Below are 23353 nucleotides of genomic sequence, written 5' to 3'. Positions count from 1 at the left end.
GGGTGCCGGGAAGAGTGCTTGATCCCGGTCTGTCATTTCGATGATAATAGAAATATGGAAATGAAATCGGCCGTCACGGCATTGGGCGCACTGGCCCAGGAAACCCGCCTTTCGATTTTCCGCCTGCTGGTCGAGGCCGGTCCGGAAGGGCTGTGCGCCGGCGACATCGGCGCGCGGCTCGGCGTGCCGGCGGCGACGCTGTCCTTCCACCTGGCGCAGCTGGCCAGCGCCGGCCTGGTGCAGGCGCGCCAGCAGAGCCGTTTCATCTTCTATTCCGCCGACTTCGAGGCGATGAACGGCATCGTCGGCTTCCTCACCGAGAACTGCTGCGGCGGCAGGCCGTGCCCACCCGCCAGGGCCAGGCGCAAGAAAACCACAGCATCCTGACCGATCGTGGCAAATCGAACCTTCAATGTTCTGGTGCTGTGCACCGGCAATTCCGCCCGCAGCATCCTCGGCGAGGCGCTGTTCAACCATCTCGGCGGCGGCCGGGTGCACGCCTTTTCCGCCGGCTCGAAGCCGACCGGGCGGGTGAATCCCGTCGCGCTGGAGACGCTGAAGCAGCACGGCATCGCCATGACGGACGCCCGCAGCAAGTCCTGGGACGAGTTCGCCGTGCCGGGCGGACTCACTTTCGATTTCATCCTCACCGTCTGCGACAACGCGGCGAACGAAGCCTGCCCGGTCTGGCCGGGGCACCCCGCCACGGCGCACTGGGGCATTCCCGATCCGGCGCACGTCGAGCCCATCGAGGCACGGCGCGTCGCCTTCGAGACGGCCTACCAACAACTCAGGCGGCGCGTCGAGGCCTTCCTCGCCCTGCCGCTGGAAACCCTGAGCCGCGAGGAGGCGATCGCCGCCGCCCGCCGCATCCACGAGGAAAAATGAATGAGCGCGCAATGTGAAATCGCGGTGAAGGCCTCGGCCCATGCGCCAATGAGCCTCTTCGAGCGCTGGCTGACGCTGTGGGTATTCCTTTGCATCGTCGCCGGCATCGCGCTGGGCCAGTTCCTGCCGGCGCCGTTCCAGGCGCTGGGCCGCATGGAAGTCGCGCAGGTCAATCTGCCCGTCGGACTGCTCATCTGGGTGATGATCGTCCCGATGCTGGTCAAGGTCGATTTCGGCGCGCTGCACGAGGTGCGCAAGCACGTGCGCGGCATCGGCGTCACGCTGGTGGTCAACTGGCTGGTCAAACCTTTCTCCATGGCGCTGCTGGGCTGGCTGTTCATCCGGCACCTGTTTGCCCCGCTGCTGCCGGCCGAGCAGATCGACAGCTACATCGCCGGCCTGATCCTGCTCGCCGCGGCGCCGTGCACGGCGATGGTCTTCGTCTGGAGCCGGCTGACGAACGGCGATCCGCTGTTCACGCTCTCGCAGGTGGCGTTGAACGACACCATCATGATCTTCGCCTTCGCGCCCATCGTCGGGGTGCTGCTCGGCATCTCGGCGATCGTCGTGCCGTGGGACACGCTGGTCACCTCCGTCGTGCTCTACATCGTCATTCCGCTGGCGCTGGCGCAGCTCTGGCGCCGCGCGCTGCTGACGAAGGGCCAGGCGCACTTCGAAGCGACCATGGCGAAGCTCGGCCCGTGGTCGATCTCGGCCCTGCTCGCCACGCTGGTGCTGCTGTTCGCCTTCCAGGGCCAGGCCATCCTCTCGCAGCCGCTCGTTATCGCGCTGCTGGCGGTGCCGATCCTCATCCAGGTCTTCTTCAATTCCGCGCTGGCCTATTGGCTCAACCGAGCGGTAGGGGAGAAGCACAGCGTCGCCTGTCCCTCGGCGCTGATCGGCGCCAGCAATTTCTTCGAGCTGGCCGTCGCGGCGGCCATCAGCCTGTTCGGCTTCGAATCGGGCGCGGCGCTCGCCACCGTGGTCGGCGTGCTGATCGAAGTGCCGGTGATGCTGCTGGTCGTCAAGGTGGTGAACGCCAGCAAGGGCTGGTACGAGCGGGGTTGATTTGGAACTGCTCGTAACCGCGCTGCAAAGCGGCCTGGCCAGCCTCGCCGCCTACCTGGCGGCGCATGTCCTGCTCTGCCTGGTGCCGGCCTTCTTCATCGCCGGCGCGCTCTCGGCGCTGGTGCCGCAGCAGTCCATCCTGCGCTTCCTCGGACCGGATGCGCCGAAGTATGTTTCCTATCCCGCCGCCGCCGGCGCCGGCAGCCTGCTGGCGGTGTGCTCCTGCACCGTCCAGCCGCTCTTCGCCGGCATCTACGGCAAGGGCGCCGGGCTGGGGCCGGCCATCACCTTCCTCTTCTTCGCGCCGGCCGCCAACATCCTCGCGCTGTCCTACACGGGCGTCGCACTCGGCGCCGACTTCGCCATCGCGCGCGTCCTGCTGGCGCTCGTCTTCGGCATCGGCATCGGCCTGCTGATGGCCCTGCTGTTCCGCGGCGACGAAAAGGCGCGCAGCCCCATGCCCGAAGCCTTCGCCGACGGCGGCATTCCGCGCCGCAACCTGGCGTTCGTCGGCACCCTCGTCGCCCTGCTCATCGCCGGCACGCTGAAGGTGGACGGGCTGCAGGCCGAACTGGCGCGCGTCACGCTGGCCTGGGACGGCGCCGCCGCCGCGCAGGCGATGCTCGACCGCCTGGTGCCGGTCGATGAACTCCGGGGCGCCGAGGGCCTCAGCCTGCAGGGGCTGACGCTGATCGTCCTGCTCGGGCTGATCGGCGCGGTGGCCTGGCGTGGGCTGGGCAGGGTCGACGAAGGCTTCAACCGTCTCACCGCCGTGTCGCTGGGACTGACTTTTGCCGTGCTGGCGTTCGCCGCCCTCGGCGTGCGCGCCGGCGGCGACGGACTGGCCGTCACCGTGACCGTGCGCACGCTTGCCGTCGCGGTTCTGTGCGGCCTGCTGCTGCCGCTGGCGCGCCGCTTCGACGCCTGGGACATGCAGCAGTGGCTGTGGGAAACCTGGCGCTTCGTGAAGATGATCTTTCCGCTGCTGGTGGTCGGCGTCTTCCTGGTCGGCGTGATCCGGACCTTCATCCAGCCCGAGTGGATCCAGGCCATCGCCGGCAGCAACACCGTGCTCGCCAATCTGGCGGGCGTGGTCTTCGGCGTCTTCATGTACTTCCCGACCCTGGTCGAGGTGCCGATCGCCAGGATGTTCCTCTCGCTCGGCATGCACCCGGGGCCGCTGATCGCCTACCTGATGGCCGACCCGGAACTCTCGCTGCAGAGCATACTCATCACTTCGGCCATCATCGGCAAGCTCAAGGCGTGGACCTACGTCGGCCTCGTCGCGCTGTTCTCGACCGCGGCCGGCCTGGCCTACGGCGCCTGGGTCGACGGCATGTCCTTCGCCGCGCTGGCTCTGACGGTCGGCGGCGGCCTCGCCGCGCTGCTGCTGGCCCTGCGCCTCATCGAAAGGAGACGCCCATGCTGATCAAGATCCTCGGCACCGGCTGCGCCAAGTGCAACCGGCTGGAGCAGCTCACGCGCGAAGCGGTTGCGGAGCTGGGAATCGACGCGACCTTCGAGCACGTCAGGGAGATGGACAGGATCATGGCCTATCCGGTGATGACGACGCCGGCGCTGGTGATCGACGAGGCGGTCAAGGTGTCCGGGCGCATGCCGAGCCGGGAAGAGATCGTCGGCTGGCTGAAGCCATAAGCCATTCCGGCGTCGCGCCCGGGTTCGGCTTGGACTTTCAGCGAAACAGGACTATCTTGAAGCAGCAGAACAAGAAATTGCCGGCAGGCAGCAGCCGGTCCATCCCAACGGTCAGAAAGGAACACATCATGAAACTTGCAAAGATCGCAATGACGGCACTGCTCGGCGCCTCGCTCTCCATTTCCGTACACGCGCAACAACCCGGCCAGGGCATGGGCCCCGGCGGCGGCATGGGGCCGGGCATGGGTCCCGGCGGCGGCATGGGTGGCATGGGCGGCATGGGGCCCGGCGGCCGGGGCATGCGCTTCGAGTTCAACAAGGACAACACGCCCGGCTGGAGCCTGATGACGCCGGAAGAGCGCACCGCCCACCGCGAGAAGATGCTGGCGGCGAAGACGCCGGAGGAATGCAAGGCCGTCCAGGAAGAGCACCACCAGCAGATGGCAGCGCGCGCCAAGGAGAAGGGCCAGACCCTGCGCGGCCCGCGCCAGAACGCCTGCGACCGCATGAAGGCGCGCGGCTTCTACAAGTAATACACGGCGTTTCATTTTGACGGCCCGCCCCTGGCGGGCCGTTTTCATGCGCCGTACTGCGGAGACTGACTTTCGGATGCGCTTGCTGCTGCGGCTGGTGTTCCTGTTCTTCGTTGCGATTGCGCCGGCGACCGCCGCCGAACCGCCTTCGCTGACCATCCACTACTTCCGCGCCGACGGCTGCCCGCACTGCGAGGACGCCGGCGCCTTTCTCGCCCGCCTCGCCGCCGAGGAGCCGCGCATCGCCGTGCGCGACTACGAGGTCAGCCGCGACGCGGCCAACCGCGCGCTGTTCCAGGCTGCGCTGCAGGCGCTCGGCGTGGAGGAGGGCGGCGTGCCCTTCATCTTCGTCGGCGACTGGGCCACGCTCGGCTACCACACCGACGCGACGAGCGGCGCCGAGATCCGCCGCCAGGCGGCGCGCTGCCTGGCCTCGTCCTGCCCAGACGCGCTGGCGGCGATCCGCGAAGGCCGCGCCCTCGCCGCGCCGCCGCGTCCGCACGACCCGGCCCCGCTCAGATTGCCGCTCATCGGCGAGGTCGATGCCGCCTCGCTGTCGCTGCCGCTGCTGACCCTCACGCTGGCCGGCCTCGACGCCTTCAACCCCTGCGCTTTCTTCGTGCTGCTGTTCCTGCTTTCGATGATGGCGCACCAGAAGAGCCGCGCGCGCATGCTCACGGTCGGCGGCATCTTCGTGCTGTTCTCCGGCCTGATGTACTTCGCCTTCATGGCGGCCTGGCTCAACCTTTTCCAGCTGCTCGGCCAGCTCGCCTGGGTGACGCTGGCGGCGGGTGTGCTCGCCGTCGTCGTCGGCGCGGTGAACGTCAAGGACTTCTTCCTGTTCGGGCGCGGCGTCAGCCTGTCGATTCCGGAATCGAAAAAGCCCGACCTCTTCCGCCGCGCCCGCGCCATCCTCGCCGCCGACAAGCTGCCGGCGATGCTCGTGGCCACGGTGTTCCTCGCCGTCGCCGCCAATTTCTACGAACTGTTGTGCACCGCCGGCTTTCCGATGGTCTACACGCGCCTCCTCACCCTGGGCGAGCCGTCGCCGGCCGTGCGCTATCTCTACCTCGCCTTCTACAACCTCATCTACGTGCTGCCGCTGGCCGCCATCGTCGTCGTCTTCGCGCGCACGCTGGGCGCGAGGAAGCTCGGCGAGCGCGAGGGCCGCCTGCTGAAACTGCTGTCGGGAACGATGATGCTGGAACTGGGCGTGCTGCTGCTGTTCGCGCCCGAATGGCTGAGCCGCCTCGGCGTCGCTTTCGCCCTGCTGGCGGTCGCGGTCGCCGTCACCTGGATCGCCGCGCGGCTGACGCGCGGCGGCGGGGGAAAGCCCGCCTAGGCCACCCGCGTCAACTCGGCGCGCGCCGCCGGGGCGCAGCCGCTGTAGACGTTGAGGTACTTCAGGCAGATCACGCGCAGGCAGGAGGCGATGTTCTTGTCGTTGGCGACGAGGCAGCCGTCGTGCACCTTCTCGATCAGGCGCGGCAGGGGCATCTTCGATTCGCTGGCCATGTCGTCGAGCACGTTCCAGAAGGCGCGCTCCAGCGAGATGGTGGTGCTGTGGCCGTGGATGCGGAAGCCGCGCTTCTCCGGAATGAATTCGTTGATCTGCGAGGTGGAGCACGCGTTGAACATGTGGTCCAGCACGTCGTTGATTTCAGAGTAGATATTCATGCCTGTTTCCTTGCGATGGGCAGTTGGCAATAATTACCACCACACGACTTGGCGTGGCCAATACCATGTGCAGCATACAAGAAGAGCGGCGGTTGGCGTAGACCGGCGCGTGGAGGAGACGATGGAGTTTTTCCGCAAGACCCTGGACCCGGTGTTCGCCCTGGCGGCGATCGCCATACTGGACATCTTCCTGTTCCTCATCCTCGGCGCCTGGACGGTGGGCGGCGGCGAGACCATGATGACCGGCCTGGTCGCCCAGCTCTTCCTCGGCGACGAGCTGATGCGCATTCCCTTCTGGCAGCTGGTGTTCCCGCCGCAGGGCGACTACTGGAAGATCTACATCAGCCTCGGCATGTTCTTCGGCGCCTTCGTCGGCGCGGTGCTCTCCAAGGAGTTCTACTGGCGCCTGCCGCGGCGCGCCTCGGAGTGGCTGATGATCACCGTCGGCGGCCTGCTGATGGGCATCGGCATCCGCCTCGCCTTCGTCTGCAACGTGTCGACCTTCTTCGGCATGGGCGCGGAGATGAACCTCGGCGGCTACCTCGCCATCTCCGGCATCATCGCCGGCGCCTGGGTCGGTTCGCTGATCTACAAGAAGATTCTGGAGGGTTGAAAATGTCCGCTGTCGCCGAATGCCTCGTCGCGTTCCTGTTCGGTTCCATCGTCGGCCTGCTGGTGCAGCGCTCGCGCTTCTGCAACACCGCCGCGCTGCGCGACGCCATCATGTTCAAGACCTACCGCAACACCAAGGCGCTGCTGGTGGCGATGATGATCCTCTCCATCGGCTTCACCGGCTTCATGACGGTGGGCGCCGGCCACCCGATGCAGTTCGACGTCGGCCTCAACACCTTCGCCGGCCTGTTCCTGTTCGGCATCGGCATGGTGCTGGCGGGCGCCTGCACGGTGTCGACGTGGGTCAAGGCGGGCGAGGGCAACATCGGCGCAATCTGGGCGCTCTTGTTCACCTTCGTCGGCATGTTCCTTTTCTCGCTGGTCTGGTCGTGGAACTACTGGCCGCCGGCGCCGCAGAGCATGACCGGCGAGCCCAACCTGCCGGCGCTGCAGCTCGGCTTCGCCAACGCGCGCACCCTGCAGGACAAGCTGGGCATCCCGGCCATCTTCTTCGGCCTGATCCAGTCGGCCGTGCTGTTCGCCATCTACCGCGCCATCCTGCGCCGCGAGCGGGCGCAGCACGCCAAACACGAGCAGCATCAGCAGGAAGCCGCCGGGCAGGAAGCCTGACGATCAATTGGGAGGAAAAAGATGGGACTGTTCGGATCGAAGAAGAAGGTCGAGGAAGCCGCCGCCGGCGGCGAGGCCGTGCTGTCCGACGGCAGCAAGGTGCAGGTGGCGCGGCGCGTCGACTGCCGCGGCGACTCCTGCCCGCGGCCGCAGCTGATGACCAAGAAGGCGGTGAACGAGATCGCCTCGGGCGGCGTCGTCGAGGTGCTGGTGGACAATCCCTCCTCGGTCGAGGCGCTGCCGCCGATGTGCGACGAGCTCAACGCGACGCACCTGGAAACCATCAAGGACCCGGCCTGCTGGCGGGTCTACATTCGGAAGGACTGAGCCATGTTCGCCCGCATCGCCATGCGCCTGCTCATCGCCGCCTCGGCCGTCGCCGTGCTGGGCGGACTGACTTTCGTGTACGTCAAGCCGCCGGAGAGCATGAAGGTGACGCGCGACGGCGTGCCGCTGCTGTCGCCGCCGGTGGCGCATCCGGCGACCGGCGAGGCGATTCCGCTGGAAGTCCTGGTGAACCACTACAAGGGAGGCGGACGCTGATGGATTTCGAGACGATCGTCCAGATCGGCATGTTCTGCGTCGCCTTCGGCATGATGGCGCTGGCCTTCTTCAGCGATTCGCTCTAGGGAACCCCGCCATGATGAACCGTGAGAGCCTGATTTTCTGCGGCGTGTCCCTGGCGGTGACGCTGGCGGTGAGCGCGGTCGGCTTCCGCCTCGCGGCGCTGCCGGACGAAACCGTCGCGGCCATGAAGAAGCCGGCCCCGGCCGAGACCCTGCCCGACGTCGACATCGGCGGCGGCTTCGGCAAGGTCTCCGTCATCGAACTGGTCGGCTACTACATGGAGAATCCGCCCGCGCCGAAGGGCGGCGGCGGGGACGCCTCGCCGGCCGTCAAGCGCTTCGGCGGCTGCTGATGAAACGCCTGGCCGTCCTCGCCATGCTGCTGACCGCGCTGCCCGCGCAGGCGGCGGAGGACTTCGCCTACGTGCGCGCGGTCCCGCCGGAAGCGGACCTGGTCGTGATCGATGCGCGCCCGTCAGCCGACTGCGCCGCGAAGAGCCTCGCCGGCGCGCGCTGCCTGCCGGCGGCGGATTTCCTGGGGCCCCACAACTGCCTGCCCAGCGCGCGCGACCTGCTCTGGCTGCTCGGCACCGCCGGCCTCTCGGGCGAGGAAACGGTGCTGGTGGCCGGCCAGGATGCGGTCGCCCGCGACTTCGTCGCCGGCCTGCTGCATGTCGCCGGCCAGCGCAGCGTCCGCGTGCTGACCGAGCCCGTCGGCCGCGTGCTGGAGCAGGGCGCCGCCGCCGGAGCGGGCCGCAGCCGCGGCATGATCCGCGAGGCGGTTTTTACGGCGCCGATGCGCGACGGACTGCTGCTTTTGCGCGACGAGCTGCGCGCGCAGCGTCCGCAGCCGCTCCTGCTCGACGGCCGCACGGAGCACGAATACTGGGGCGAGACGGTGCGCGCCGCGCGCGGCGGCCACCTGCCCGGCGCGATCAGCCTGCCGGCGCTGCAATTGCGCGGGGCGCAGAACCCCGTCCTGCCGGAAGGAAGTCCGGTCGCCTACGCCCACGACGCCCTCGAAGGCTTCGCCTACCTGACCCTGCTGCGCGCCGGGCACGGCGTGGCGGCGAAGCTGTATGCCGAAGGCTGGGCCGAGTGGGCCGCCGCCGGCGCGCTGCCGGCCGACAGCGTGTCCTATCCGGAGCGCGCGCAGCCCGCGGCGGAGAAAAGTCAGTCGCCGCAGGACGGCGCCGCGCGTTCGCCGGCGCTGCTCGCGGTGACGCTGGTCCTCGTCGTCACGGCCTTCATCGCCGGCTGGTTCGCACGACGGAGGGCGGCCTGATGGACATCCTCTTCCACGTCGGCACCGAGGCCGGTGCGCAATTTCTCGCGCCGCTGGCACGCGCCTGCCGCCGCGGCAACCGCGCCTTCGCCGCCTTCTTCACCCACGAGGGCGTGCGCGCGCTGCGCGACGCGGAGGTGCGGGCGGCGCTGGAGGGCGCGCGTAGCGTGGTGTGCGAGGAATCCTGGCACCGCTTCTGCGCCGACGAAGCCTGTCCGGCCGAGCTCGGCAGCCAGACGGTCAACAGCGCCCTGATGGGCGAGGCGCGCAAGGTGGTCAGTCTATGAGCGAGAAGAAACTGCTGGTGCTGGCCCGGCGCGACCACGCCGAGGCGATGCGCGTGGCGGCCGGCCTGACCATCTTCGGCCATGCCGTGAGCCTGGTCTTCATGGACCGCCCGGTGGAGGAGAGCGCCGAGAACGCCGCCAACGCCGAGTTGCTGGAGCTCTCCGGCATCGAACCGCAGACCACCGTCGCGGCGATGGCGGACGACTTGCCGCTGCTGGATGCGGACGGCCTGGCGCGGGCCTTCGCCGCCGCCGATGCCGTACTGAGCCTATGACCGAAGGAAATCCCCCTGGGATGAAGATTCTCGAACTGAATACCGGTCTGTTCCCCGACGCCCAGACCGTGATCGCCGCCATGCGGCGGATGGAGGCGGCGCACCGCGTCGAATCCATCGACCTTCGGCGCCGGGACATGGAGGACGAAGCCTGGGACCGCGTCGTCGACGCGATCCTGGATTCCGATCTGACGATTACCACCTGAGAAGAGGAGACAAAGGATGAAGACGTTATTTGCGACAAGATGGGGCGCACTGATGGCGGGAATGCTCTTCCTCCTGCTGACCGCGCGCGCGGCGACGGCGGCCGATCCCCTGGTGACGGTCGACTGGCTGAAGGCCAACCTCGGCAAGCCGGGCCTCGCCATCGTGGATTTCCAGCCGCCGCCCGACTACCTGCGCGCCCACATTCCCGGTGCCGTGAACAGCAACTACGCCAAGGACGGCTGGCGCGAGGAGCGCGCCGCCGACAAGGTGCCGGACATGTTCCCCGAGAAGCTCGACAAGCTCGTCGCCCACATCGGCGCCCTCGGCATCGACAACGCCACCCACGTCGTGCTGGTGCCGATGGGCATGAACTCCACCGACGTCGGCGTCGCCACCCGCGTCTACTGGACCTTCAAGGTGCTCGGCCACGACAACGTCTCCATTCTCGACGGCGGCATGGCGGCTTGGACCAAGGAGAAGGACAAGACCAAGGCCAACCCGGTGCAGGCCGGCGCGGCCAAGGCCGAGGCGAAGTCCTTCAAGGCCAGCCTGCGCAAGGAGATGCTGGTCACCATGGACGACGTCAAGAAGGCCAAAGCTTCAGGCATCCTGCTGGTCGACCACCGTCCCGAGGACCAGTTCGTCGGCATCAACCGCCATCCCAAGGCCACCGAGAGCGGCACGCTCGCCGGCGCCAAGAACCTGCCCAACGGCTGGCTGACGGTGAACGGCATGGGCCAGTTCCGCGACAAATCGCAGCTCGAGCAGCTCTACAAGGTCGCCGGCGTGCCGACCAGCGGCGAGCAGATCAACTTCTGCAACTCCGGCCACTGGGCCTCGGTCGGCTGGTTCGTCTCCAGCGAGCTGATGGGCAACAAGAAGGCGCGCATGTACGACGGCTCGATGCTCGAGTGGACCATGCTCAAGGGAGGCGCCATGGAGCAGAAGGTCAAGCTCAACTGACCGTGAAGTTGCGTTTCGTTCTGGCGTTCGCGGCCGCGGTGGTTTCCACCGCGGCCGCGGCGCAGGGCGAGCATCAACGGCGCCTCGCCGCCGAACTGGCAGTCATGGCGGGCGACGTGCGCCGCATCCAGTCGCCCGGCGAATTGCCGCTCCACCGCGAAGGCCTGCGCGCCCGCCTGGCCGGCGCGCTGTCCTCGCTGCCCCTCCTGATGCGCCGCGCCGAAGCCGATCCCGCCGCGGTGCCCGCACTGCGCGCGGCCCTGGCGAAGCGCGACTGGCGCGCCCTGCAAGCCGGCCTGGAGACGCTAAGGCACCGGCATCCCTTCGCGGCCGGCGCGCTCCTGCCGAACGAAGCCACGCCGGAGCGGCTGCGCCTCGGCGAAGCCATCCACCGCCAGGCCTGCGCCGGCTGCCACGAGGCGCCGGTGACGGAGACGCAGCTGCCGGCCTTCAACCTCTTCGAGCAGTCCAGGCGCACGCCGCGCGAGGAATTCGCGGCGCGCCTGCTGATCGGCGTGCGCGGCGACCGCAGCACCGCCTGGCGCAATCCCTTCAGCGATCTGGAACTGGCTGCCCTGCTGGCTTATTATGAGAACGGAAAGGCCGGCGGCCGCCGGTGAAGTTTTCCAGCCGGGACTTACGCAAAGGAGAGCACGCATGAAACGCACAACGGTTCTTGGTACCGCACTGGTTCTTGCGCTGGCATCCGGCAGTGCCGCCGCGCAGGACGCCACCTACAACATCCGCACCCTGACGCCGGAGACGGCGCTGAAGGCCGCGCAGGCGGCGCTGAAGTCATGCCGCGACGGCGGCTACCAGGTGGCGGTGGCGGTGGTCGACCGCTCCGGCCTCGCGCAAGTCATGCTGCGCGACCGCTACGCCGGCGCACACACGCCGAAGACCGCCATCGGCAAGGCGTGGACGGCGGTGAGCTTTCGCAGCAGCACCACCGCCATGGCGGAGATGACCCAGCCGGGCAAGCCGGCCAGCGGCATCCGCCAGTTGCCCAACGTCGTGATGGTCGGCGGCGGCGTCCTCATCGAGGGCGGCGGCAACATCCTCGGCGGCATCGGCGTCTCCGGCGCGCCCGGCGGCGACATCGACGAGAAATGCGCCAACGCCGGCATCGCCGCCATCAAGGACGCGCTGGAGCTCTGAACTACTTCACCCGATAACCCGCGTGGCAGGCCACGCACTGCGCCGTCGTCGCGGCCAGTGCGGCCAGCGCCGGCCTGACGTCGCCGGTGGCGGCGGCGTCCTTCGCCGCGACGGCGAAGCGGCTGGCGTTGCGGTGCATGGCGGTGCCGGCCTCCTGCATGCCCTTCGGCATGTACTTCGCCACGTCGTGCGCGCCATGAAGCTGAAGCGAGCTCATGCCGAGGCGCCGCTCGGCGATGTCGGCGGCGCGGTCGTATTCCTGCTTCGCCAGCGCCTCCTGGATTTCCTGCAGCGCCAGCAGGTGGTCGCGCATGTTGGCCAGGGTGTGCTCGCGCAATGTCTTCGGGAAATGAACAGCCTGGCGGGCGTCCTTCGGCGCGGCCTTCGCGGTCTTTGCCGCCTGCGCATGGTGCTGCATGTGCAGGGCGTGGTCGTGCTGCTGGGCGCGGGCGGTGCCGAAGCACAGCGCAGCCGCCAGCGTGGCGATCAAAACGCGGTTCATGTGAATTTCTCCTCGATTGAAACAGCCGGCAGGGTAGGGCGCGCGGCCCGGCCTGCGTTATGATCCTGATCATATGATTAGCGACTGGCCCGTCCTTGCCGCCGACCATCCCGAACTGACGCACATTCCGCCGGCGCTGCGCGATGCCGCCCGCCTGCGCGCGTTCGCCGCCGGGGAGACGCTCTTCCGCCAGGGCGACCGGCCGAAGGCGATGTACTGCGTCCTCGACGGCGAGGTGCGCCTGCTGCGGCACTCGCGCACGGGGGGCGAGGTGGTGCTGCAGCGCAGCCGCGGCGGCTTCTTCGCCGAGGCCAGCCTGGAATCGAAGGCCTATCACTGCGACGGGGTGGCCGCTGCCGACGGGCGCCTGCTGGCCTTTCCGATCCGCGAGTTTCGCGAGGCGCTGGAAGGCGACGCGGCCTTCCGCAATGACTGGATGGCGCAGCTCGCGCGCGAGGTGCGCCGGCTGCGCGCCCGCTGCGAGCGCCTCAGCCTGCACGGCGCCGAGGCGCGCATCCTGCACGCCATCGAGTCCGAGGGCACGGCGGGCACGCTCGTGCTCGCCCAGTCGCGCAAGGCCTGGGCGGCCGAGCTCGGCCTCACCCACGAGGCGCTTTACCGCACGCTGGCGCGGCTGCAGGACGAGGGCACGCTCGCCGTCGACGGGCCGCGCTTGACGTTGCGTCAACCCGGCAGGCGTTTATGATTAAAGGGCCATGAGCGACCGCCCCTGGAACATCCTCGTCCTCTGTACCGGCAACTCGGCGCGCAGCATCCTCGCCGAGGCGCTGTTCAACGCCCTCGGCGGCGGCCGCGTGCGCGCCTACTCCGCCGGCAGCAAGCCGGCCGGCCAGGTGAATCCCTTCGCGCTGGAACTGCTGGAGGCGCAGGGACTGGAGACTGCCGGCCTGCGCAGCAAGCGCTGGGACGAATTCTCCGCGCCGGGCGCGCCGGCGCTCGACCTGGTGGTGACGGTGTGCGGCAACGCCGCCAATGAAACCTGCCCGGTGTGGCCGGGCAACTTCCTGCGCGCCCACTGGGGCGTCGACGATCCGGCCGCCGTGACCGGCAGCGACGACGACAAGCGCGCCGCCTTCATGAAGGCCTACGCCCTGCTCGCCGAGCGCATCCTCACCTTCCTCAGCCTGTCCTTCGAGACGATGGAGCGCGCCGAACTGCAGCGCCATCTCGACGAGATCGGCCGCGCCGGCGCCGCCGCCGCCGTGCCGCAGGGACTGACTTTTACCTACGATGATTGAACTGACCGAATCGCAGAAACGCCTGCGCACCACGGTGCTGCTGCTCGCCATCGGCGCCTACCTGCTGTCCTTCTTCCACCGCGTCGCGCCGGCGGCCATCGCGCGCGACCTCGCCGCCGCCTTCGAGACCAGCGCCGCCTCGCTCGGCGTGCTGGCGGCGACCTACTTCTACGTCTACACGGTGATGCAGATCCCCACCGGCGTGCTCGCCGACACGCTGGGGCCGCGCAAGATCCTCACCCTCGGCGGCATCGTCGCCGGTGCCGGCTCGCTGCTCTTCGGCCTGGCGCCGACCTTCGACATCGCCGTCGTCGGCCGCACCCTGGTCGGCCTCGGCGTCTCGGTGGCCTTCATCGCCATGCTCAAGCTCGTCGCCGTCTGGTACGAGGAGAACCGCTTCGCCACGCTCACCGGCACGGCGATGTTCATCGGCAACATCGGCTCGGTGGCGGCCGGCGCGCCGCTCGCCTGGGCGGCGCAGGCCGCCGGCTGGCGCTCGGTGTTCGTGGTGGTCGGCGTCCTCTCGCTGGCCATCGGCCTCGCCTCCTGGTTCCTCGTGCAGGACAAGCCGGGCGAGAAGCGGGGAGAGAAGCGCGCCGCCGCGCCGCACGGAGCGAAGGTCGACCGCACCGCCTGGCTCGGTAACCTGATCGTGGTCATGAAGAACCCCGCCACCTGGCCCGGCTTCTTCGTGAACCTCGGCATCGCCGGCAGCTTCTTCGCCTTCGCCGGCCTGTGGGCCGTGCCCTACCTGACCCAGGTGCACGGCATGACGCGGGCGGTGGCCTCCAACCACATCAGCGTGTATTTCATCGGCTTCGCCATCGGCTGCGCGGTGATCGGCCGCATCTCGGATCGCATGGGCAAACGCAAGCCGCTGATGGTCGGCGGCGCCATTTTGCATGCTCTCGGCTGGTGGCTCTGGATCGCCTCGGGCCCCTTGCCGTTAGGGCTCACTTACCTGATCTGCGGCGTCATGGGGCTGGTCACCGCCAGCCTCACGCTGTCCTGGGCCTGCGCCAAGGAAGTGAACCCGCCGCTGCTCTCCGGCATGGCCACCAGCGTGGTGAACGTCGGCGTCTTCCTCGGTCCGGCCGTCCTGCAGCCCCTCGTCGGCTGGGCCATGGACCGCGGCTGGGACGGCGCCATGGCCGAGGGCGCGCGCCTCTACGCCCCGTCCGCCTACGCCACCGGCCTGCTCATCCTCGCCGGGGCCGCCGCGCTGGGCGCCGCCGCCACGTTCTTCGTGCGCGAGACCGGCTGCCGCAACATCTGGCAGCAATAAGCTTCAGGTCTGAAGCAATAAGGCTGCATTATCGGCCCATCGCAATCGCGATTGCGGCGCACGAAACGGGCGCACGATAATGATCCACCCGCCGGGTCCGGCGAGAAAGACTATATGAGGAGACTTGGATGGCACATGTCGTGATCATGGGCGCCGGCATTGGCGGTTTGCCGGCGGCTTTCGAACTGCGCGAGGCGCTGCGCAAGGAAGACCGCATCACTGTCGTATCGAATTCGAAGACGTTCCATTTCGTCCCGTCCAACCCGTGGGTGGCCGTCAACTGGCGCAAGCGCGACGACATCGAGCTCGACCTCGCCACCATCCTCGGCCGCAAGAAGATCGATTTCTCCGCCGCCGGCGTCAAGCGCGTGCATCCCGACAAGAACCAGCTCGAACTGGGCGACGGCGGCACGATGGACTACGACTACCTCGTCATCGCCACCGGCCCGAAGCTGGCCTTCGACGAGGTCGAGGGACTCGGCCCGAATGGCCACACCCAGTCGATCTGCCACGTCGACCATGCCGTCGCGGCGGAAAAGGCCTGGGGCGAGTTCGTCAAGGACCCCGGCCCGATCGTCGTCGGCGCGGTGCAGGCGGCGTCCTGCTTCGGCCCCGCCTACGAGTACGCCGCGATCATGGACACCGACCTGCGCCGCCGCAAGGTCCGCGACAAGGTGCCGATGACCTTCGTCACCGCCGAGCCCTACATCGGCCACCTCGGCCTGGGCGGCGTCGGAGACTCGAAAGGCATGCTGGAGTCGATCTTCCGCGACCGCCACATCAAGTGGATCTGCAACGCCAAGACCACCAAGGTCGAGGCCGGCAAGATGTACGTCACCGAGCACAACGACGACGGCACGCCGAAGAAGGACCACGTGCTCGACTTCAAGTACTCGATGATGCTGCCGGCCTTCAAGGGCGTCGACGCCGTCTTCGGCATCGAGGGCCTGGCCAACCCGCGCGGCTTCATCGTCGTCGACCAGCACCAGCGCAACCCGAAGTACAAGAACATCTACTCGGTCGGCGTCTGCATCGCCATCGCCCCGCCCGAGCCGACGCCGGTGCCCACCGGCGTGCCGAAGACCGGCTACATGATCGAGTCGATGGTCACCGCCACGGTGCACAACATCCGCGCCGAGCTCGACGGCAAGGAGCCCTACGAGAAGGCCACCTGGAACGCGGTGTGCCTGGCCGACTTCGGCGACACCGGCGTCGCCTTCGTCGCCCTGCCGCAGATTCCGCCGCGCAACGTGAACTGGTTCTCCGAGGGCAAATGGGTGCACCTCGCCAAGATCGCCTTCGAGAAGTACTTCATGCGCAAGATGAAGAAGGGCTCTTCCGAGCCGGTCTTCGAGAAGATGGTGATGGGCGCGCTCGGCATCATGAAGGTCAAGCGCTGAGCGGATCGAGCCTTATTTCATCAGCTCGATCTTCTCGCCCTGCGCGCGCCGCGCCGCGGCGCGCGCCTCGATGAAGCGCTGGAATTCCGGCTGCTTCTTGTAGGCGCCCGACGCCACGTAGTCGAGCGAGGAGGCGAGGTGGAAGGGGCGCAGGTAGCCCTCGATGCGGAAGACTTCCTTGCCGGCCGCGTCGAAGAAGACGAAGCTCGGCGTGTAGACGATCTTCAGCTGCCGTGCCCACTCGCGCATCGGCAGCCGCTTCCCGTCCGGCGTCTTCACCGCCTCGTTTGCCGCGATGTCCACCCGCCCGGCGCGGAAGCGCTTCAGCAGCGCCGCCACCTCCGGCCGCGGGAAGCCCTCGGCATGCATCTCGTCGCAGCCGGCGCACACCTTCTGCTCGAAGAGCGCCAGCGTCGGCCGGCCGTCGCGCTTCGACAGGTCCAGCGGCGGCTTCAACAGCCAGGTCGCCTCGTGCAGCTTTCCGCTCGCCGGCTCGGGCGCGCGCACCAGCAGGTAATCGGTGAACGACTGGCCCTTCTCCAGGCGTCCGCCGACGTAGTCGAGCGCGGCGTGGAACTGGTGCGGCGGCACGTAGCCGTTCAGGCGCAGCGCGGTGGCGCCCTTTTCGTCGAGCATCAGCAGGGTCGGCGTGAACTGCACGCGCAGGGCCTTGGCGAAGGCCTTTTCCGTCGTCGTCCTGCCGGCGAGGTCGGTCACCTCGCGGTCGCCCCAGAGGTTCACCGCGATCGTGTCGAAATGTTTCCGCGTCTTGTCGGCGATGGCCTTCTCGCCGAAGTTCTCGCGCAGCAGCTTGGCGCAGTAGGGGCAGCCGTCCTGGTAGAAATACAGCATCAGGCGGCGGCCGGATTTCGCCGCCTCGGCGACGTCGTCGCGCAGGTCGAGGAAGGATTCCTTGAACCACGCCGGCGGCTCGTGGAAGCCGGGATTGACCATGCCCGGCGCGAGCGCGGCCGGCGGATCGGCCGCCATCGCCGTCGGGCCGGCGAGGGCGGTCAGCAATAGAAGCGGTATGAAGATCGCGCGCATCGTTGTCTCCCGGGACGCGCGAAGGTGAAGGTAGCGAAGCGGAATCCGGGCACCCTCGCGGATGCCCGGACGATCGAAGCGCGTCGTGCCTAGTATATGCCCTGCTGGGTCATGGCATCGGCGACCTTGACGAAGCCGGCGATGTTGGCGCCGTCGACGTAGTTGATGAAGCCATCCTTGCCGCTGCCGTACTGCACGCAGTTTCTGTGGATCTCGTGCATGATGCCCTTCAGGCGGCCGTCGACTTCCTCGCGCACCCACGGCAGGCGCTGCGCGTTCTGCGTCATCTCCAGGCCGGAGGTGGCGACGCCGCCGGCGTTGCTGGCCTTGCCCGGTGCGTAGAGGATGCCGGCCTTGATGAAGACCTCGACGGCTTCCAGCGTGGACGGCATGTTGGCGCCTTCGGCCACGCACTTCACGCCGTTCTTCACCAGCAGCTTGGCGTCCTCGCCGTTCAGCTCGTTCTGGGTGGCGCAGGGCAGGGCGATGTCGACCGGGATGTGCCACGGCGTCCTGCCGGGCAGGTACTCCAGGCCGAACTTCTTGGCGAACTCGTCGACGCGGCCGTAATGGTCGTTCTTGATGCTCATCAGCGCATCGAGCTTCTCGCGGGTCATGCCGGCCTTGTCGTACACCGTGCCGCCGGAGTCGGAAACCGTCACCACCTTGGCGCCGAGCTCGATCAGCTTCTCCGCCGAGTACTGCGCGACGTTGCCCGAGCCGGAGAGCGAGACCGTCTTGCCCTCGAAGCCTTCCTTGCGGGTCTTCAGCATGTCGTCGACGAAGTACACCAGGCCGTAGCCGGTGGCCTCCGGTCGGATCAGGCTGCCGCCGAAGGACATGCCCTTGCCGGTGAACACGCAGGCGGCGTTGTTGGAGAGCTTCTTCATCATGCCGGCCATGAAGCCGACTTCGCGGCCGCCGACGCCGATGTCGCCGGCCGGCACGTCGGTGTCCGGGCCGAGGTGGCGGTAGAGCTCGACGATCAGCGCCTGGCAGAAGCGCATCACTTCATTGCGGCTCTTGCCCTTCGGATCGAAGTCCGAGCCGCCCTTGCCGCCGCCCATCGGAAGCGTGGTCAGCGCATTCTTGAAGGTCTGCTCGAAGGCGAGGAACTTCAGGATCGACAGGTTCACCGAGGGATGGAAGCGCATGCCGCCCTTGAACGGGCCGATGGCCGAGCTGTGCTGCACGCGGAAGGCGCGGTTGGTGTGCGCTTCGCCGCGGTCGTCCACCCAGGAGACGCGGAACTGGATCACGCGCTCCGGCTCGACCAGGCGCTCGAGCAGCGCGGCGTCGGCGTAGCGGGGGTTGTGCTCGATGAAGTTCCACAGGCTGCCCATGACTTCCCGCACGGCCTGCAGGAACTCGGGCTGGTTGCGATCGCGCGCCTCGACATACGCCATGAAGTCGTCGAGATTCTTGTATTTCATGAAACTCTCCACAAATATGAGTGAAAATCGAAATCCGGGCGGGTACCGCATGCCCCCAGCCGCCGCGGGGGAGGAATTTTAACGCCCATATGCACCCTATTGGTGCAATTGCCGGCAATGTTCACCAAAATGGTGCATTGGGCCGCGCACCTGAAACGGCGGCTTTTTGACAACATCTTGATTTTATTGTTCTCGGGAAATGCTACTGTGGAAACAGTCGTGGTCGTTGACATCAATATAAGAAAACTCTAATATAACGTTCATGTTTTCTCGCATGCCATCCAAACTTGCCTTCCTCCTGCTGGCCGCCGTGCTGCCGGGACTGACTTTTGCCCAGTCCGTGCCGCTGGCCACCGCCACGGTCGAGCTGCGCGAGATCGAGCTGACCTATCCCGCCGAGGCCGTCGTCGAGGCGGTGAAGCAGGCGACCATCGCCGCCCAGGTGCCGGGCCGCGTCATGGAAGTGCGCGCCGACGCCGGCGACGCCGTGAAGCAGGGCCAGCTCCTCATGCGCATCGATGCGCGCGAAGCCGCCGAAGGCTACGCCGCCAGCCAGGCCACGCTCGCCAACGCGAAAGCCAACTACGAGCGCACCAAGAACCTCCACGCGCAGAAGTTCATCAGCAAGGCCGCCCTCGACAAGGCCGAGGCCGACTACCGTGCGGCGCAGGCCGGTTCCGGCGCCGCGGGTGCCGCCGCCAGCCACGCCAGCATCGTCTCGCCGCTGACGGGCTTCGTCGCCCAGCGCCACACCGAGGCCGGCGAGATGGCCGTGCCCGGCAAGCCGCTCATCACGGTCTACGATCCGAAGGGCCTGCGCGTCAGCGCCAGCATCCCGCAGTACAAGCTGGCCGAAGTGCGCGCCAACCTGCGCGCGAAGATCGAATTCCCCGAGAGCGGCAAGTGGATCGACGCGGCGAAAGTCGAAGTCTTCCCCTCGGCCGACCCGCGCACCCACAGCGTGACGGCGCGCGTGTATCTGCCCGACAACCAGCCCGGCATCATTCCCGGCATCTTCTCCCGCGCCCACTTCGTCACCGGCAAAGCGAAGAAGCTGCTGGTGCCGGCCGCGGCCGTGCTGCGCCGGGGCGAGGTGACGGCGGTGTACGTCATCGACGAGAAGAACGCGGCGCGCCTGCGCCAGGTGCGGCTCTCCGAGCCCTTGGCCGGCGGCTTCCATGAAGTGCTGGCGGGACTCTCCGCCGGCGAAAAGGTCGCACTCGATCCGGTCAAGGCGGGCATTACTGCTCGCCCTGCACCGTAAAAGCTAGTGAGCGCAGGGATTCAAACGGGGCAGGGGTTTCCTCCCTCCTCCTTCCTCTGATCCCGTCCCTGCGCTCCTTTTATTCCTGACGGAAGACGAATGGGCATCTCCGGAAAAATCGCCGAACTGTTCCAGCGCTCGCAGATGACGCCGCTCATCGCGCTGATCGCCTTCCTGCTCGGCCTGTTCGCCGTGCTGGTGACGCCGCGCGAGGAAGAGCCGCAGATCAACGTGACGATGGCCAACGTCTTCGTGCCGTTCCCGGGCGCCTCGGCGCGCGACGTCGAGAACCTGGTGGCGCGGCCGGCCGAGCAGGTGCTCTCGCGCATCGCCGGCATCGAGCACGTGTACTCCGTCTCGCGCCCCGGCATGGCCGTCATCACCGTGCAGTACGTCGTCGGCGAAGACCCGATCCAGGCGCTGGTGCGCCTCTACGACACCGTGAATTCCAACCGCGACTGGGTCTCGCCCCAGCTTGGCGTCGGCGAACCCATCATCAAGCCGAAGGGCATCGACGACGTGCCCATCGTCACGCTGACCTTCTGGACGAAGGACCCCGCCCGCGCCGCCTTCGAGATGCAGCAGGTGGCGCGCGCCGTCGAGATCGACATGAAGCGCATCCCCGGCACGCGCGACGTCGTCACGCTGGGCGGCCCCGGCCACGTGATCCGCGTGGCGATGGACGCCGAGCGCATGGCCTCGCACGGCATCACCGCGCAGGACATCAAGGCCGCGCTGCAGCTCTCGAATGCCCTGCAGCCTTCCGGCAATCTGGTCTCGGGCAACCGCGAGATCCTCGTCGAGACCGGCACCTATCTGGAAACCGCCGCCGACGTGAAGCGCCTGGTGGTCGGCGTCGACGCCGGCAAGCCGGTGTTCATGTCCGACGTGGCCCGCATCGACGACGGCGCCGACCAGCCGTCGCAGTACGTCTGGCACGGCAACAAGGATGGGGAATTCCCGGCCGTCACGCTGTCGATCTCCAAGAAGCCCGGCGTCAACGCCGCCGACGTCGCCGAATCCGTCATCAAACGCGCCGAGGCGCTGAAGGGCGCGGTGATCCCCGGGGGCGTCGAGTTCACCGTCACGCGCAACTACGGCGCCACCGCCACCGACAAGGCGCAGAAGCTGATCGGCAAGCTGGTCTTCGCCACCGGCGCCGTGGTGCTGCTGGTGTTGTTTGCACTCGGCAAGCGCGAGGCCGTCATTGTTGGCGTGGCGGTGACGCTGACTTTGGCGGCGACGCTGTTCGCCTCCTGGGCCTGGGGCTTCACGCTGAACCGCGTGTCGCTGTTCGCCCTGATCTTCTCCATCGGCATCCTGGTCGACGACGCCATCGTCGTCGTCGAGAACATCCACCGCTGGCAGCAGCTCGAACCCGACAAGCACCTCTGGCAGATCATCCCGAAGGCGGTCGACGAAGTCGGCGGCCCGACCATCCTCGCCACCTTCACCGTCATCGCGGCACTCTTGCCGATGGCCTTCGTCAGCGGCCTGATGGGCCCCTACATGAGCCCCATCCCCATCAACGCCTCGATGGGCATGTTCATCTCGCTCGCCATCGCCTTCGTGGTGACGCCCTGGCTGGCGCTGAAGCTGCTCGGCGGCAAGCATGGCGGCAGTCACGCCGCGCACGGCCCCGACAAGGTCACGGCCAAGCTCGAGCCGCTCTTCCGCAAGTACGTCACGCCCTTCCTCGACGAGCGCACCGGCCGCGCCGCCCGCCGCAAGCTCTGGCTCGGCATCTTCGCCGCCATCGCCGTCTCGGTGTCGCTGGCCGTGGTGCAGCTCGTCGTGCTGAAGATGCTGCCTTTCGACAACAAGAGCGAGTTCCAGGTCGTGCTCGACATGCCGGCCGGCACGCCGCTGGAAGACACCGCCCGCGTCCTGCGCGAGATCGGCGCCGAGATCGCCCAGGTGGAAGAGGTCACCGACTACCAGGCCTACGCCGGCGCCGCCAGCCCGATCAACTTCAACGGCCTGGTGCGCCAGTACTACCTGCGCGCATCAAGCGAGCTGGGCGACATCCAGGTGAACCTCGTCGACAAGAAGCACCGCCACCGGCAGAGCCACGAGATCGCCGTCTCCGTGCGCGACCGCATCGCCGCGATCGCGAAAAAGCACGGCGGCAACGCCAAGGTGGTCGAAGTGCCGCCCGGCCCGCCGGTGCTCTCGCCCATCGTCGCCGAGGTGTACGGCCCCGACTACGCCGGCCAGATCGCCGTGGCGAAAGAGGTGCGCAAGGCCTTCGAGGGCACCGCCGACATCGTCGGCGTCGACGACTCCGTGCAGGCCGACGCGCAGAAGTTCGTGCTGCGCGTCTCGCAAAGCAAGGCCGCGCTGCTCGGCGTCGCGCAGAAGGATATCGTCGAGGTGGTGCGCATGGGGCTGGCCGGCGAGAACGTCACGCCGGCCCACTCGCAGGACGCCAAGTACGAGATCCCGGTGCGCGTGACCCTCGCCCCGGAGAAGCAGAACGCGCTCGACTCGCTGCTCAAGCTCACGGTGCGCGCAAGGGACGGCCGCATGGTGCCGGTCTCCGAGCTGGTCGAGGTGCGCCAGGCCCTGCGCGAGAAGGCCATCTACCACAAGGACCTGCTGCCGGTGGTGTACGTCGTCGGCGACATGGGCGGCAAGCTCGATTCACCCTTGTACGGCATGTTCGACATCCGCAGCAAGGTGAACGGCATGGCCCTCGAGCAGGGCGGCACGCTCGGCGAATATTTCATCAAGCAGCCGAAGGACCCCTACGCCGGCTATGCGCTGAAGTGGGACGGCGAGTGGCAGGTGACCTACGAGACCTTCCGCGACATGGGCCTCGCCTACGCCGTCGGCCTGATCCTCATCTACCTGCTGGTGGTGGCACAGTTCAAGAGCTACCTGGTGCCGCTGATCATCATGGCGCCGATCCCGCTCACCATCATCGGCGTCATGCCCGGCCACGCCCTGCTCGGCAGCCAGTTCACCGCCACCTCGATGATCGGCATGATCGCGCTGGCCGGCATCATCGTGCGCAACTCCATCCTGCTGGTGGACTTCATCAACGAGCAGGTCGCCGGCGGCATGGACTTCGCCGAGGCCGTGATCCAGGCCGGCATCATCCGCGCCAAGCCCATCGCGCTGACCGGTCTCGCCGCCATGATCGGCGCCATCTTCATCCTCGACGACCCGATCTTCAACGGCCTCGCCATCAGCCTCATCTTCGGCATCTTCGTCTCGACGCTGCTGACGCTGGTGGTGATCCCCGTCCTCTACTACGCCGCGATGAAGAACCGCATCGCCGCGCCGTCCCGCGCGGACTGACTTTCATCTCCTCCCCTCTCCCGCGTGCGGGAGAGGGGCCGGGGGAGAGGGCCAG

Annotated in this window: 29 protein-coding genes; 25 read left to right on the top strand and 4 right to left on the bottom strand. The window is 67.8% G+C overall.

All coding sequences use genetic code 11. The features are described from left to right. The first annotated feature begins 54 nt into the window (after positions 1 to 54). The 7 genes from ROZ00_09875 (at position 55) to ROZ00_09845 (ending at position 5487) form a co-directional block, all read left to right on the top strand. Entirely contained in the window at positions 55 to 387 is a 333-nt protein-coding gene (locus tag ROZ00_09875) for a metalloregulator ArsR/SmtB family transcription factor (protein MDT3736523.1), read from the top strand. 3 nt (positions 388 to 390) lie between these two features. Next, entirely contained in the window at positions 391 to 888 is a 498-nt protein-coding gene (locus tag ROZ00_09870; GenBank protein MDT3736522.1) for an arsenate reductase ArsC, read from the top strand. Then, positions 889 to 1956: an ACR3 family arsenite efflux transporter gene (arsB, locus tag ROZ00_09865; protein MDT3736521.1), complete on the top strand. Its 1068-nt coding sequence runs from the start codon at positions 889 to 891 to the stop codon at positions 1954 to 1956. It abuts the gene before it with no gap. Between the two features lies 1 nt (position 1957). After that, positions 1958 to 3385, top strand: a complete 1428-nt coding sequence (locus ROZ00_09860) for a permease (protein ID MDT3736520.1) — start codon at positions 1958 to 1960, stop codon at positions 3383 to 3385. Then, positions 3379 to 3612 (top strand): thioredoxin family protein, encoded by a 234-nt coding sequence (locus ROZ00_09855; GenBank protein MDT3736519.1) that lies wholly within the window; start codon positions 3379 to 3381, stop codon positions 3610 to 3612. The genes ROZ00_09860 and ROZ00_09855 overlap by 7 nt, the downstream gene beginning before the upstream one ends. Positions 3613 to 3740: 128 nt before the next feature. Continuing rightward, positions 3741 to 4145, top strand: coding sequence for a hypothetical protein (locus ROZ00_09850; protein ID MDT3736518.1), 405 nt, complete (start codon positions 3741 to 3743; stop codon positions 4143 to 4145). Positions 4146 to 4221: 76 nt separating this feature from the next. Continuing rightward, positions 4222 to 5487, top strand: coding sequence for a hypothetical protein (locus tag ROZ00_09845; protein ID MDT3736517.1), 1266 nt, complete (start codon positions 4222 to 4224; stop codon positions 5485 to 5487). Here the strand turns inward: ROZ00_09845 and ROZ00_09840 are convergent. Continuing rightward, positions 5484 to 5822 carry a ribbon-helix-helix domain-containing protein gene (locus ROZ00_09840; protein MDT3736516.1) on the bottom strand — a complete coding sequence of 113 codons (339 nt, stop codon included), beginning with the start codon at positions 5820 to 5822 and terminating at the stop codon, positions 5484 to 5486. The two genes, ROZ00_09845 and ROZ00_09840, sit on opposite strands and share 4 nt — an antisense overlap. Here ROZ00_09840 and ROZ00_09835 point away from each other — a divergent pair. The 12 genes from ROZ00_09835 to ROZ00_09780 all read left to right on the top strand — a co-directional run bounded on the left by ROZ00_09835 (position 5821) and on the right by ROZ00_09780 (position 11805). Further along, on the top strand, positions 5821 to 6435 hold the full coding sequence (locus ROZ00_09835) for a YeeE/YedE thiosulfate transporter family protein (GenBank protein ID MDT3736515.1): 615 nt from the start codon (positions 5821 to 5823) through the stop codon (positions 6433 to 6435). The two genes, ROZ00_09840 and ROZ00_09835, sit on opposite strands and share 2 nt — an antisense overlap. 2 nt (positions 6436 to 6437) lie before the next feature. Then, positions 6438 to 7064, top strand: a complete 627-nt coding sequence (locus tag ROZ00_09830; GenBank protein ID MDT3736514.1) for a YeeE/YedE thiosulfate transporter family protein — start codon at positions 6438 to 6440, stop codon at positions 7062 to 7064. A gap of 21 nt (positions 7065 to 7085) precedes the next feature. Further along, positions 7086 to 7391 (top strand): sulfurtransferase TusA family protein, encoded by a 306-nt coding sequence (locus tag ROZ00_09825; protein ID MDT3736513.1) that lies wholly within the window; start codon positions 7086 to 7088, stop codon positions 7389 to 7391. A 3-nt stretch (positions 7392 to 7394) separates the two neighbouring features. Continuing rightward, the gene (locus tag ROZ00_09820) at positions 7395 to 7607 is read left to right on the top strand and encodes a hypothetical protein (GenBank protein ID MDT3736512.1); all 213 of its coding nucleotides are present in this window, start codon (positions 7395 to 7397) and stop codon (positions 7605 to 7607) included. Between the two features lie 97 nt (positions 7608 to 7704). After that, positions 7705 to 7983 carry a hypothetical protein gene (locus tag ROZ00_09815; protein ID MDT3736511.1) on the top strand — a complete coding sequence of 93 codons (279 nt, stop codon included), beginning with the start codon at positions 7705 to 7707 and terminating at the stop codon, positions 7981 to 7983. Next, positions 7983 to 8915 carry a hypothetical protein gene (locus tag ROZ00_09810; GenBank protein MDT3736510.1) on the top strand — a complete coding sequence of 311 codons (933 nt, stop codon included), beginning with the start codon at positions 7983 to 7985 and terminating at the stop codon, positions 8913 to 8915. The genes ROZ00_09815 and ROZ00_09810 overlap by 1 nt, the downstream gene beginning before the upstream one ends. Continuing rightward, positions 8915 to 9202, top strand: coding sequence for a hypothetical protein (locus ROZ00_09805; protein MDT3736509.1), 288 nt, complete (start codon positions 8915 to 8917; stop codon positions 9200 to 9202). The genes ROZ00_09810 and ROZ00_09805 overlap by 1 nt, the downstream gene beginning before the upstream one ends. Next, positions 9199 to 9477 carry a hypothetical protein gene (locus tag ROZ00_09800; GenBank protein ID MDT3736508.1) on the top strand — a complete coding sequence of 93 codons (279 nt, stop codon included), beginning with the start codon at positions 9199 to 9201 and terminating at the stop codon, positions 9475 to 9477. The genes ROZ00_09805 and ROZ00_09800 overlap by 4 nt, the downstream gene beginning before the upstream one ends. A 20-nt stretch (positions 9478 to 9497) precedes the next feature. Continuing rightward, positions 9498 to 9683, top strand: a complete 186-nt coding sequence (locus tag ROZ00_09795; protein ID MDT3736507.1) for a hypothetical protein — start codon at positions 9498 to 9500, stop codon at positions 9681 to 9683. Between the two features lie 16 nt (positions 9684 to 9699). Continuing rightward, entirely contained in the window at positions 9700 to 10647 is a 948-nt protein-coding gene (locus ROZ00_09790) for a rhodanese-like domain-containing protein (protein MDT3736506.1), read from the top strand. A gap of 2 nt (positions 10648 to 10649) precedes the next feature. Further along, positions 10650 to 11267, top strand: a complete 618-nt coding sequence (locus ROZ00_09785; protein ID MDT3736505.1) for a cytochrome c — start codon at positions 10650 to 10652, stop codon at positions 11265 to 11267. Between the two features lie 37 nt (positions 11268 to 11304). Then, a complete protein-coding gene (locus tag ROZ00_09780) occupies positions 11305 to 11805 on the top strand; it encodes a heme-binding protein (GenBank protein MDT3736504.1) in 501 nt (166 codons plus the stop codon). Position 11806: 1 nt separating this feature from the next. Here ROZ00_09780 and ROZ00_09775 read toward each other — a convergent pair whose 3' ends face one another. Then, positions 11807 to 12307 carry a hypothetical protein gene (locus ROZ00_09775; protein ID MDT3736503.1) on the bottom strand — a complete coding sequence of 167 codons (501 nt, stop codon included), beginning with the start codon at positions 12305 to 12307 and terminating at the stop codon, positions 11807 to 11809. A gap of 73 nt (positions 12308 to 12380) precedes the next feature. Here ROZ00_09775 and ROZ00_09770 point away from each other — a divergent pair, with 73 nt between their 5' ends. The 4 genes from ROZ00_09770 to ROZ00_09755 all read left to right on the top strand — a co-directional run bounded on the left by ROZ00_09770 (position 12381) and on the right by ROZ00_09755 (position 16251). Further along, positions 12381 to 13013, top strand: coding sequence for a Crp/Fnr family transcriptional regulator (locus ROZ00_09770; GenBank protein MDT3736502.1), 633 nt, complete (start codon positions 12381 to 12383; stop codon positions 13011 to 13013). Positions 13014 to 13023: 10 nt separating this feature from the next. After that, complete coding sequence (locus ROZ00_09765) at positions 13024 to 13566, top strand: arsenate reductase ArsC (GenBank protein ID MDT3736501.1); 543 nt, start codon at positions 13024 to 13026, stop codon at positions 13564 to 13566. After that, on the top strand, positions 13559 to 14851 hold the full coding sequence (locus ROZ00_09760; GenBank protein MDT3736500.1) for an MFS transporter: 1293 nt from the start codon (positions 13559 to 13561) through the stop codon (positions 14849 to 14851). The genes ROZ00_09765 and ROZ00_09760 overlap by 8 nt, the downstream gene beginning before the upstream one ends. Before the next feature lie 128 nt (positions 14852 to 14979). Further along, positions 14980 to 16251, top strand: coding sequence for an FAD-dependent oxidoreductase (locus tag ROZ00_09755; protein MDT3736499.1), 1272 nt, complete (start codon positions 14980 to 14982; stop codon positions 16249 to 16251). A 12-nt stretch (positions 16252 to 16263) separates the two neighbouring features. Here ROZ00_09755 and ROZ00_09750 read toward each other — a convergent pair whose 3' ends face one another. Together ROZ00_09750 and gdhA are read right to left on the bottom strand one after the other, a co-directional pair. Continuing rightward, positions 16264 to 17298 carry a thioredoxin fold domain-containing protein gene (locus ROZ00_09750; protein ID MDT3736498.1) on the bottom strand — a complete coding sequence of 345 codons (1035 nt, stop codon included), beginning with the start codon at positions 17296 to 17298 and terminating at the stop codon, positions 16264 to 16266. 89 nt (positions 17299 to 17387) lie between these two features. Next, the gene (gene gdhA / locus ROZ00_09745) at positions 17388 to 18731 is read right to left on the bottom strand and encodes an NADP-specific glutamate dehydrogenase (GenBank protein ID MDT3736497.1); all 1344 of its coding nucleotides are present in this window, start codon (positions 18729 to 18731) and stop codon (positions 17388 to 17390) included. 274 nt (positions 18732 to 19005) lie between these two features. Here gdhA and ROZ00_09740 point away from each other — a divergent pair, with 274 nt between their 5' ends. Continuing rightward, positions 19006 to 19995, top strand: a complete 990-nt coding sequence (locus ROZ00_09740; protein MDT3736496.1) for an efflux RND transporter periplasmic adaptor subunit — start codon at positions 19006 to 19008, stop codon at positions 19993 to 19995. Between the two features lie 99 nt (positions 19996 to 20094). Further along, complete coding sequence (locus ROZ00_09735) at positions 20095 to 23298, top strand: efflux RND transporter permease subunit (protein MDT3736495.1); 3204 nt, start codon at positions 20095 to 20097, stop codon at positions 23296 to 23298. Positions 23299 to 23353 lie beyond the last annotated feature (55 nt).

It is taken from the genome of Denitratisoma sp. (genome assembly GCA_032027165.1).
Lineage (GTDB): Bacteria > Pseudomonadota > Gammaproteobacteria > Burkholderiales > Rhodocyclaceae > Desulfobacillus.
This window is presented reverse-complemented; position numbering and strand designations above follow the sequence as displayed.

Excerpts from the sequence above, each read along its gene's own strand:
- ROZ00_09805 (MDT3736509.1), top strand. The coding sequence starts at position 8,915 with ATGGACATCCTCTTCCACGTCGGCACCGAGGCCGGTGCGCAATTTCTC.
- ROZ00_09735 (MDT3736495.1), top strand. The coding sequence starts at position 20,095 with ATGGGCATCTCCGGAAAAATCGCCGAACTGTTCCAGCGCTCGCAGATG.
- ROZ00_09765 (MDT3736501.1), top strand. The coding sequence starts at position 13,024 with ATGAGCGACCGCCCCTGGAACATCCTCGTCCTCTGTACCGGCAACTCG.
- ROZ00_09830 (MDT3736514.1), top strand. The coding sequence starts at position 6,438 with ATGTCCGCTGTCGCCGAATGCCTCGTCGCGTTCCTGTTCGGTTCCATC.
- ROZ00_09775 (MDT3736503.1), bottom strand. The coding sequence starts at position 12,307 with ATGAACCGCGTTTTGATCGCCACGCTGGCGGCTGCGCTGTGCTTCGGC.
- ROZ00_09780 (MDT3736504.1), top strand. The coding sequence starts at position 11,305 with ATGAAACGCACAACGGTTCTTGGTACCGCACTGGTTCTTGCGCTGGCA.
- ROZ00_09750 (MDT3736498.1), bottom strand. The coding sequence starts at position 17,298 with ATGCGCGCGATCTTCATACCGCTTCTATTGCTGACCGCCCTCGCCGGC.
- ROZ00_09770 (MDT3736502.1), top strand. The coding sequence starts at position 12,381 with ATGATTAGCGACTGGCCCGTCCTTGCCGCCGACCATCCCGAACTGACG.
- ROZ00_09800 (MDT3736508.1), top strand. The coding sequence starts at position 9,199 with ATGAGCGAGAAGAAACTGCTGGTGCTGGCCCGGCGCGACCACGCCGAG.
- ROZ00_09820 (MDT3736512.1), top strand. The coding sequence starts at position 7,395 with ATGTTCGCCCGCATCGCCATGCGCCTGCTCATCGCCGCCTCGGCCGTC.
- ROZ00_09755 (MDT3736499.1), top strand. The coding sequence starts at position 14,980 with ATGGCACATGTCGTGATCATGGGCGCCGGCATTGGCGGTTTGCCGGCG.
- ROZ00_09875 (MDT3736523.1), top strand. The coding sequence starts at position 55 with ATGGAAATGAAATCGGCCGTCACGGCATTGGGCGCACTGGCCCAGGAA.
- ROZ00_09740 (MDT3736496.1), top strand. The coding sequence starts at position 19,006 with ATGCCATCCAAACTTGCCTTCCTCCTGCTGGCCGCCGTGCTGCCGGGA.
- ROZ00_09850 (MDT3736518.1), top strand. The coding sequence starts at position 3,741 with ATGAAACTTGCAAAGATCGCAATGACGGCACTGCTCGGCGCCTCGCTC.
- ROZ00_09815 (MDT3736511.1), top strand. The coding sequence starts at position 7,705 with ATGATGAACCGTGAGAGCCTGATTTTCTGCGGCGTGTCCCTGGCGGTG.
- ROZ00_09825 (MDT3736513.1), top strand. The coding sequence starts at position 7,086 with ATGGGACTGTTCGGATCGAAGAAGAAGGTCGAGGAAGCCGCCGCCGGC.
- ROZ00_09835 (MDT3736515.1), top strand. The coding sequence starts at position 5,821 with ATGCCTGTTTCCTTGCGATGGGCAGTTGGCAATAATTACCACCACACG.
- ROZ00_09855 (MDT3736519.1), top strand. The coding sequence starts at position 3,379 with ATGCTGATCAAGATCCTCGGCACCGGCTGCGCCAAGTGCAACCGGCTG.
- arsB (MDT3736521.1), top strand. The coding sequence starts at position 889 with ATGAGCGCGCAATGTGAAATCGCGGTGAAGGCCTCGGCCCATGCGCCA.
- ROZ00_09790 (MDT3736506.1), top strand. The coding sequence starts at position 9,700 with ATGAAGACGTTATTTGCGACAAGATGGGGCGCACTGATGGCGGGAATG.
- ROZ00_09760 (MDT3736500.1), top strand. The coding sequence starts at position 13,559 with ATGATTGAACTGACCGAATCGCAGAAACGCCTGCGCACCACGGTGCTG.
- ROZ00_09795 (MDT3736507.1), top strand. The coding sequence starts at position 9,498 with ATGAAGATTCTCGAACTGAATACCGGTCTGTTCCCCGACGCCCAGACC.
- ROZ00_09810 (MDT3736510.1), top strand. The coding sequence starts at position 7,983 with ATGAAACGCCTGGCCGTCCTCGCCATGCTGCTGACCGCGCTGCCCGCG.
- ROZ00_09840 (MDT3736516.1), bottom strand. The coding sequence starts at position 5,822 with ATGAATATCTACTCTGAAATCAACGACGTGCTGGACCACATGTTCAAC.
- ROZ00_09845 (MDT3736517.1), top strand. The coding sequence starts at position 4,222 with ATGCGCTTGCTGCTGCGGCTGGTGTTCCTGTTCTTCGTTGCGATTGCG.
- gdhA (MDT3736497.1), bottom strand. The coding sequence starts at position 18,731 with ATGAAATACAAGAATCTCGACGACTTCATGGCGTATGTCGAGGCGCGC.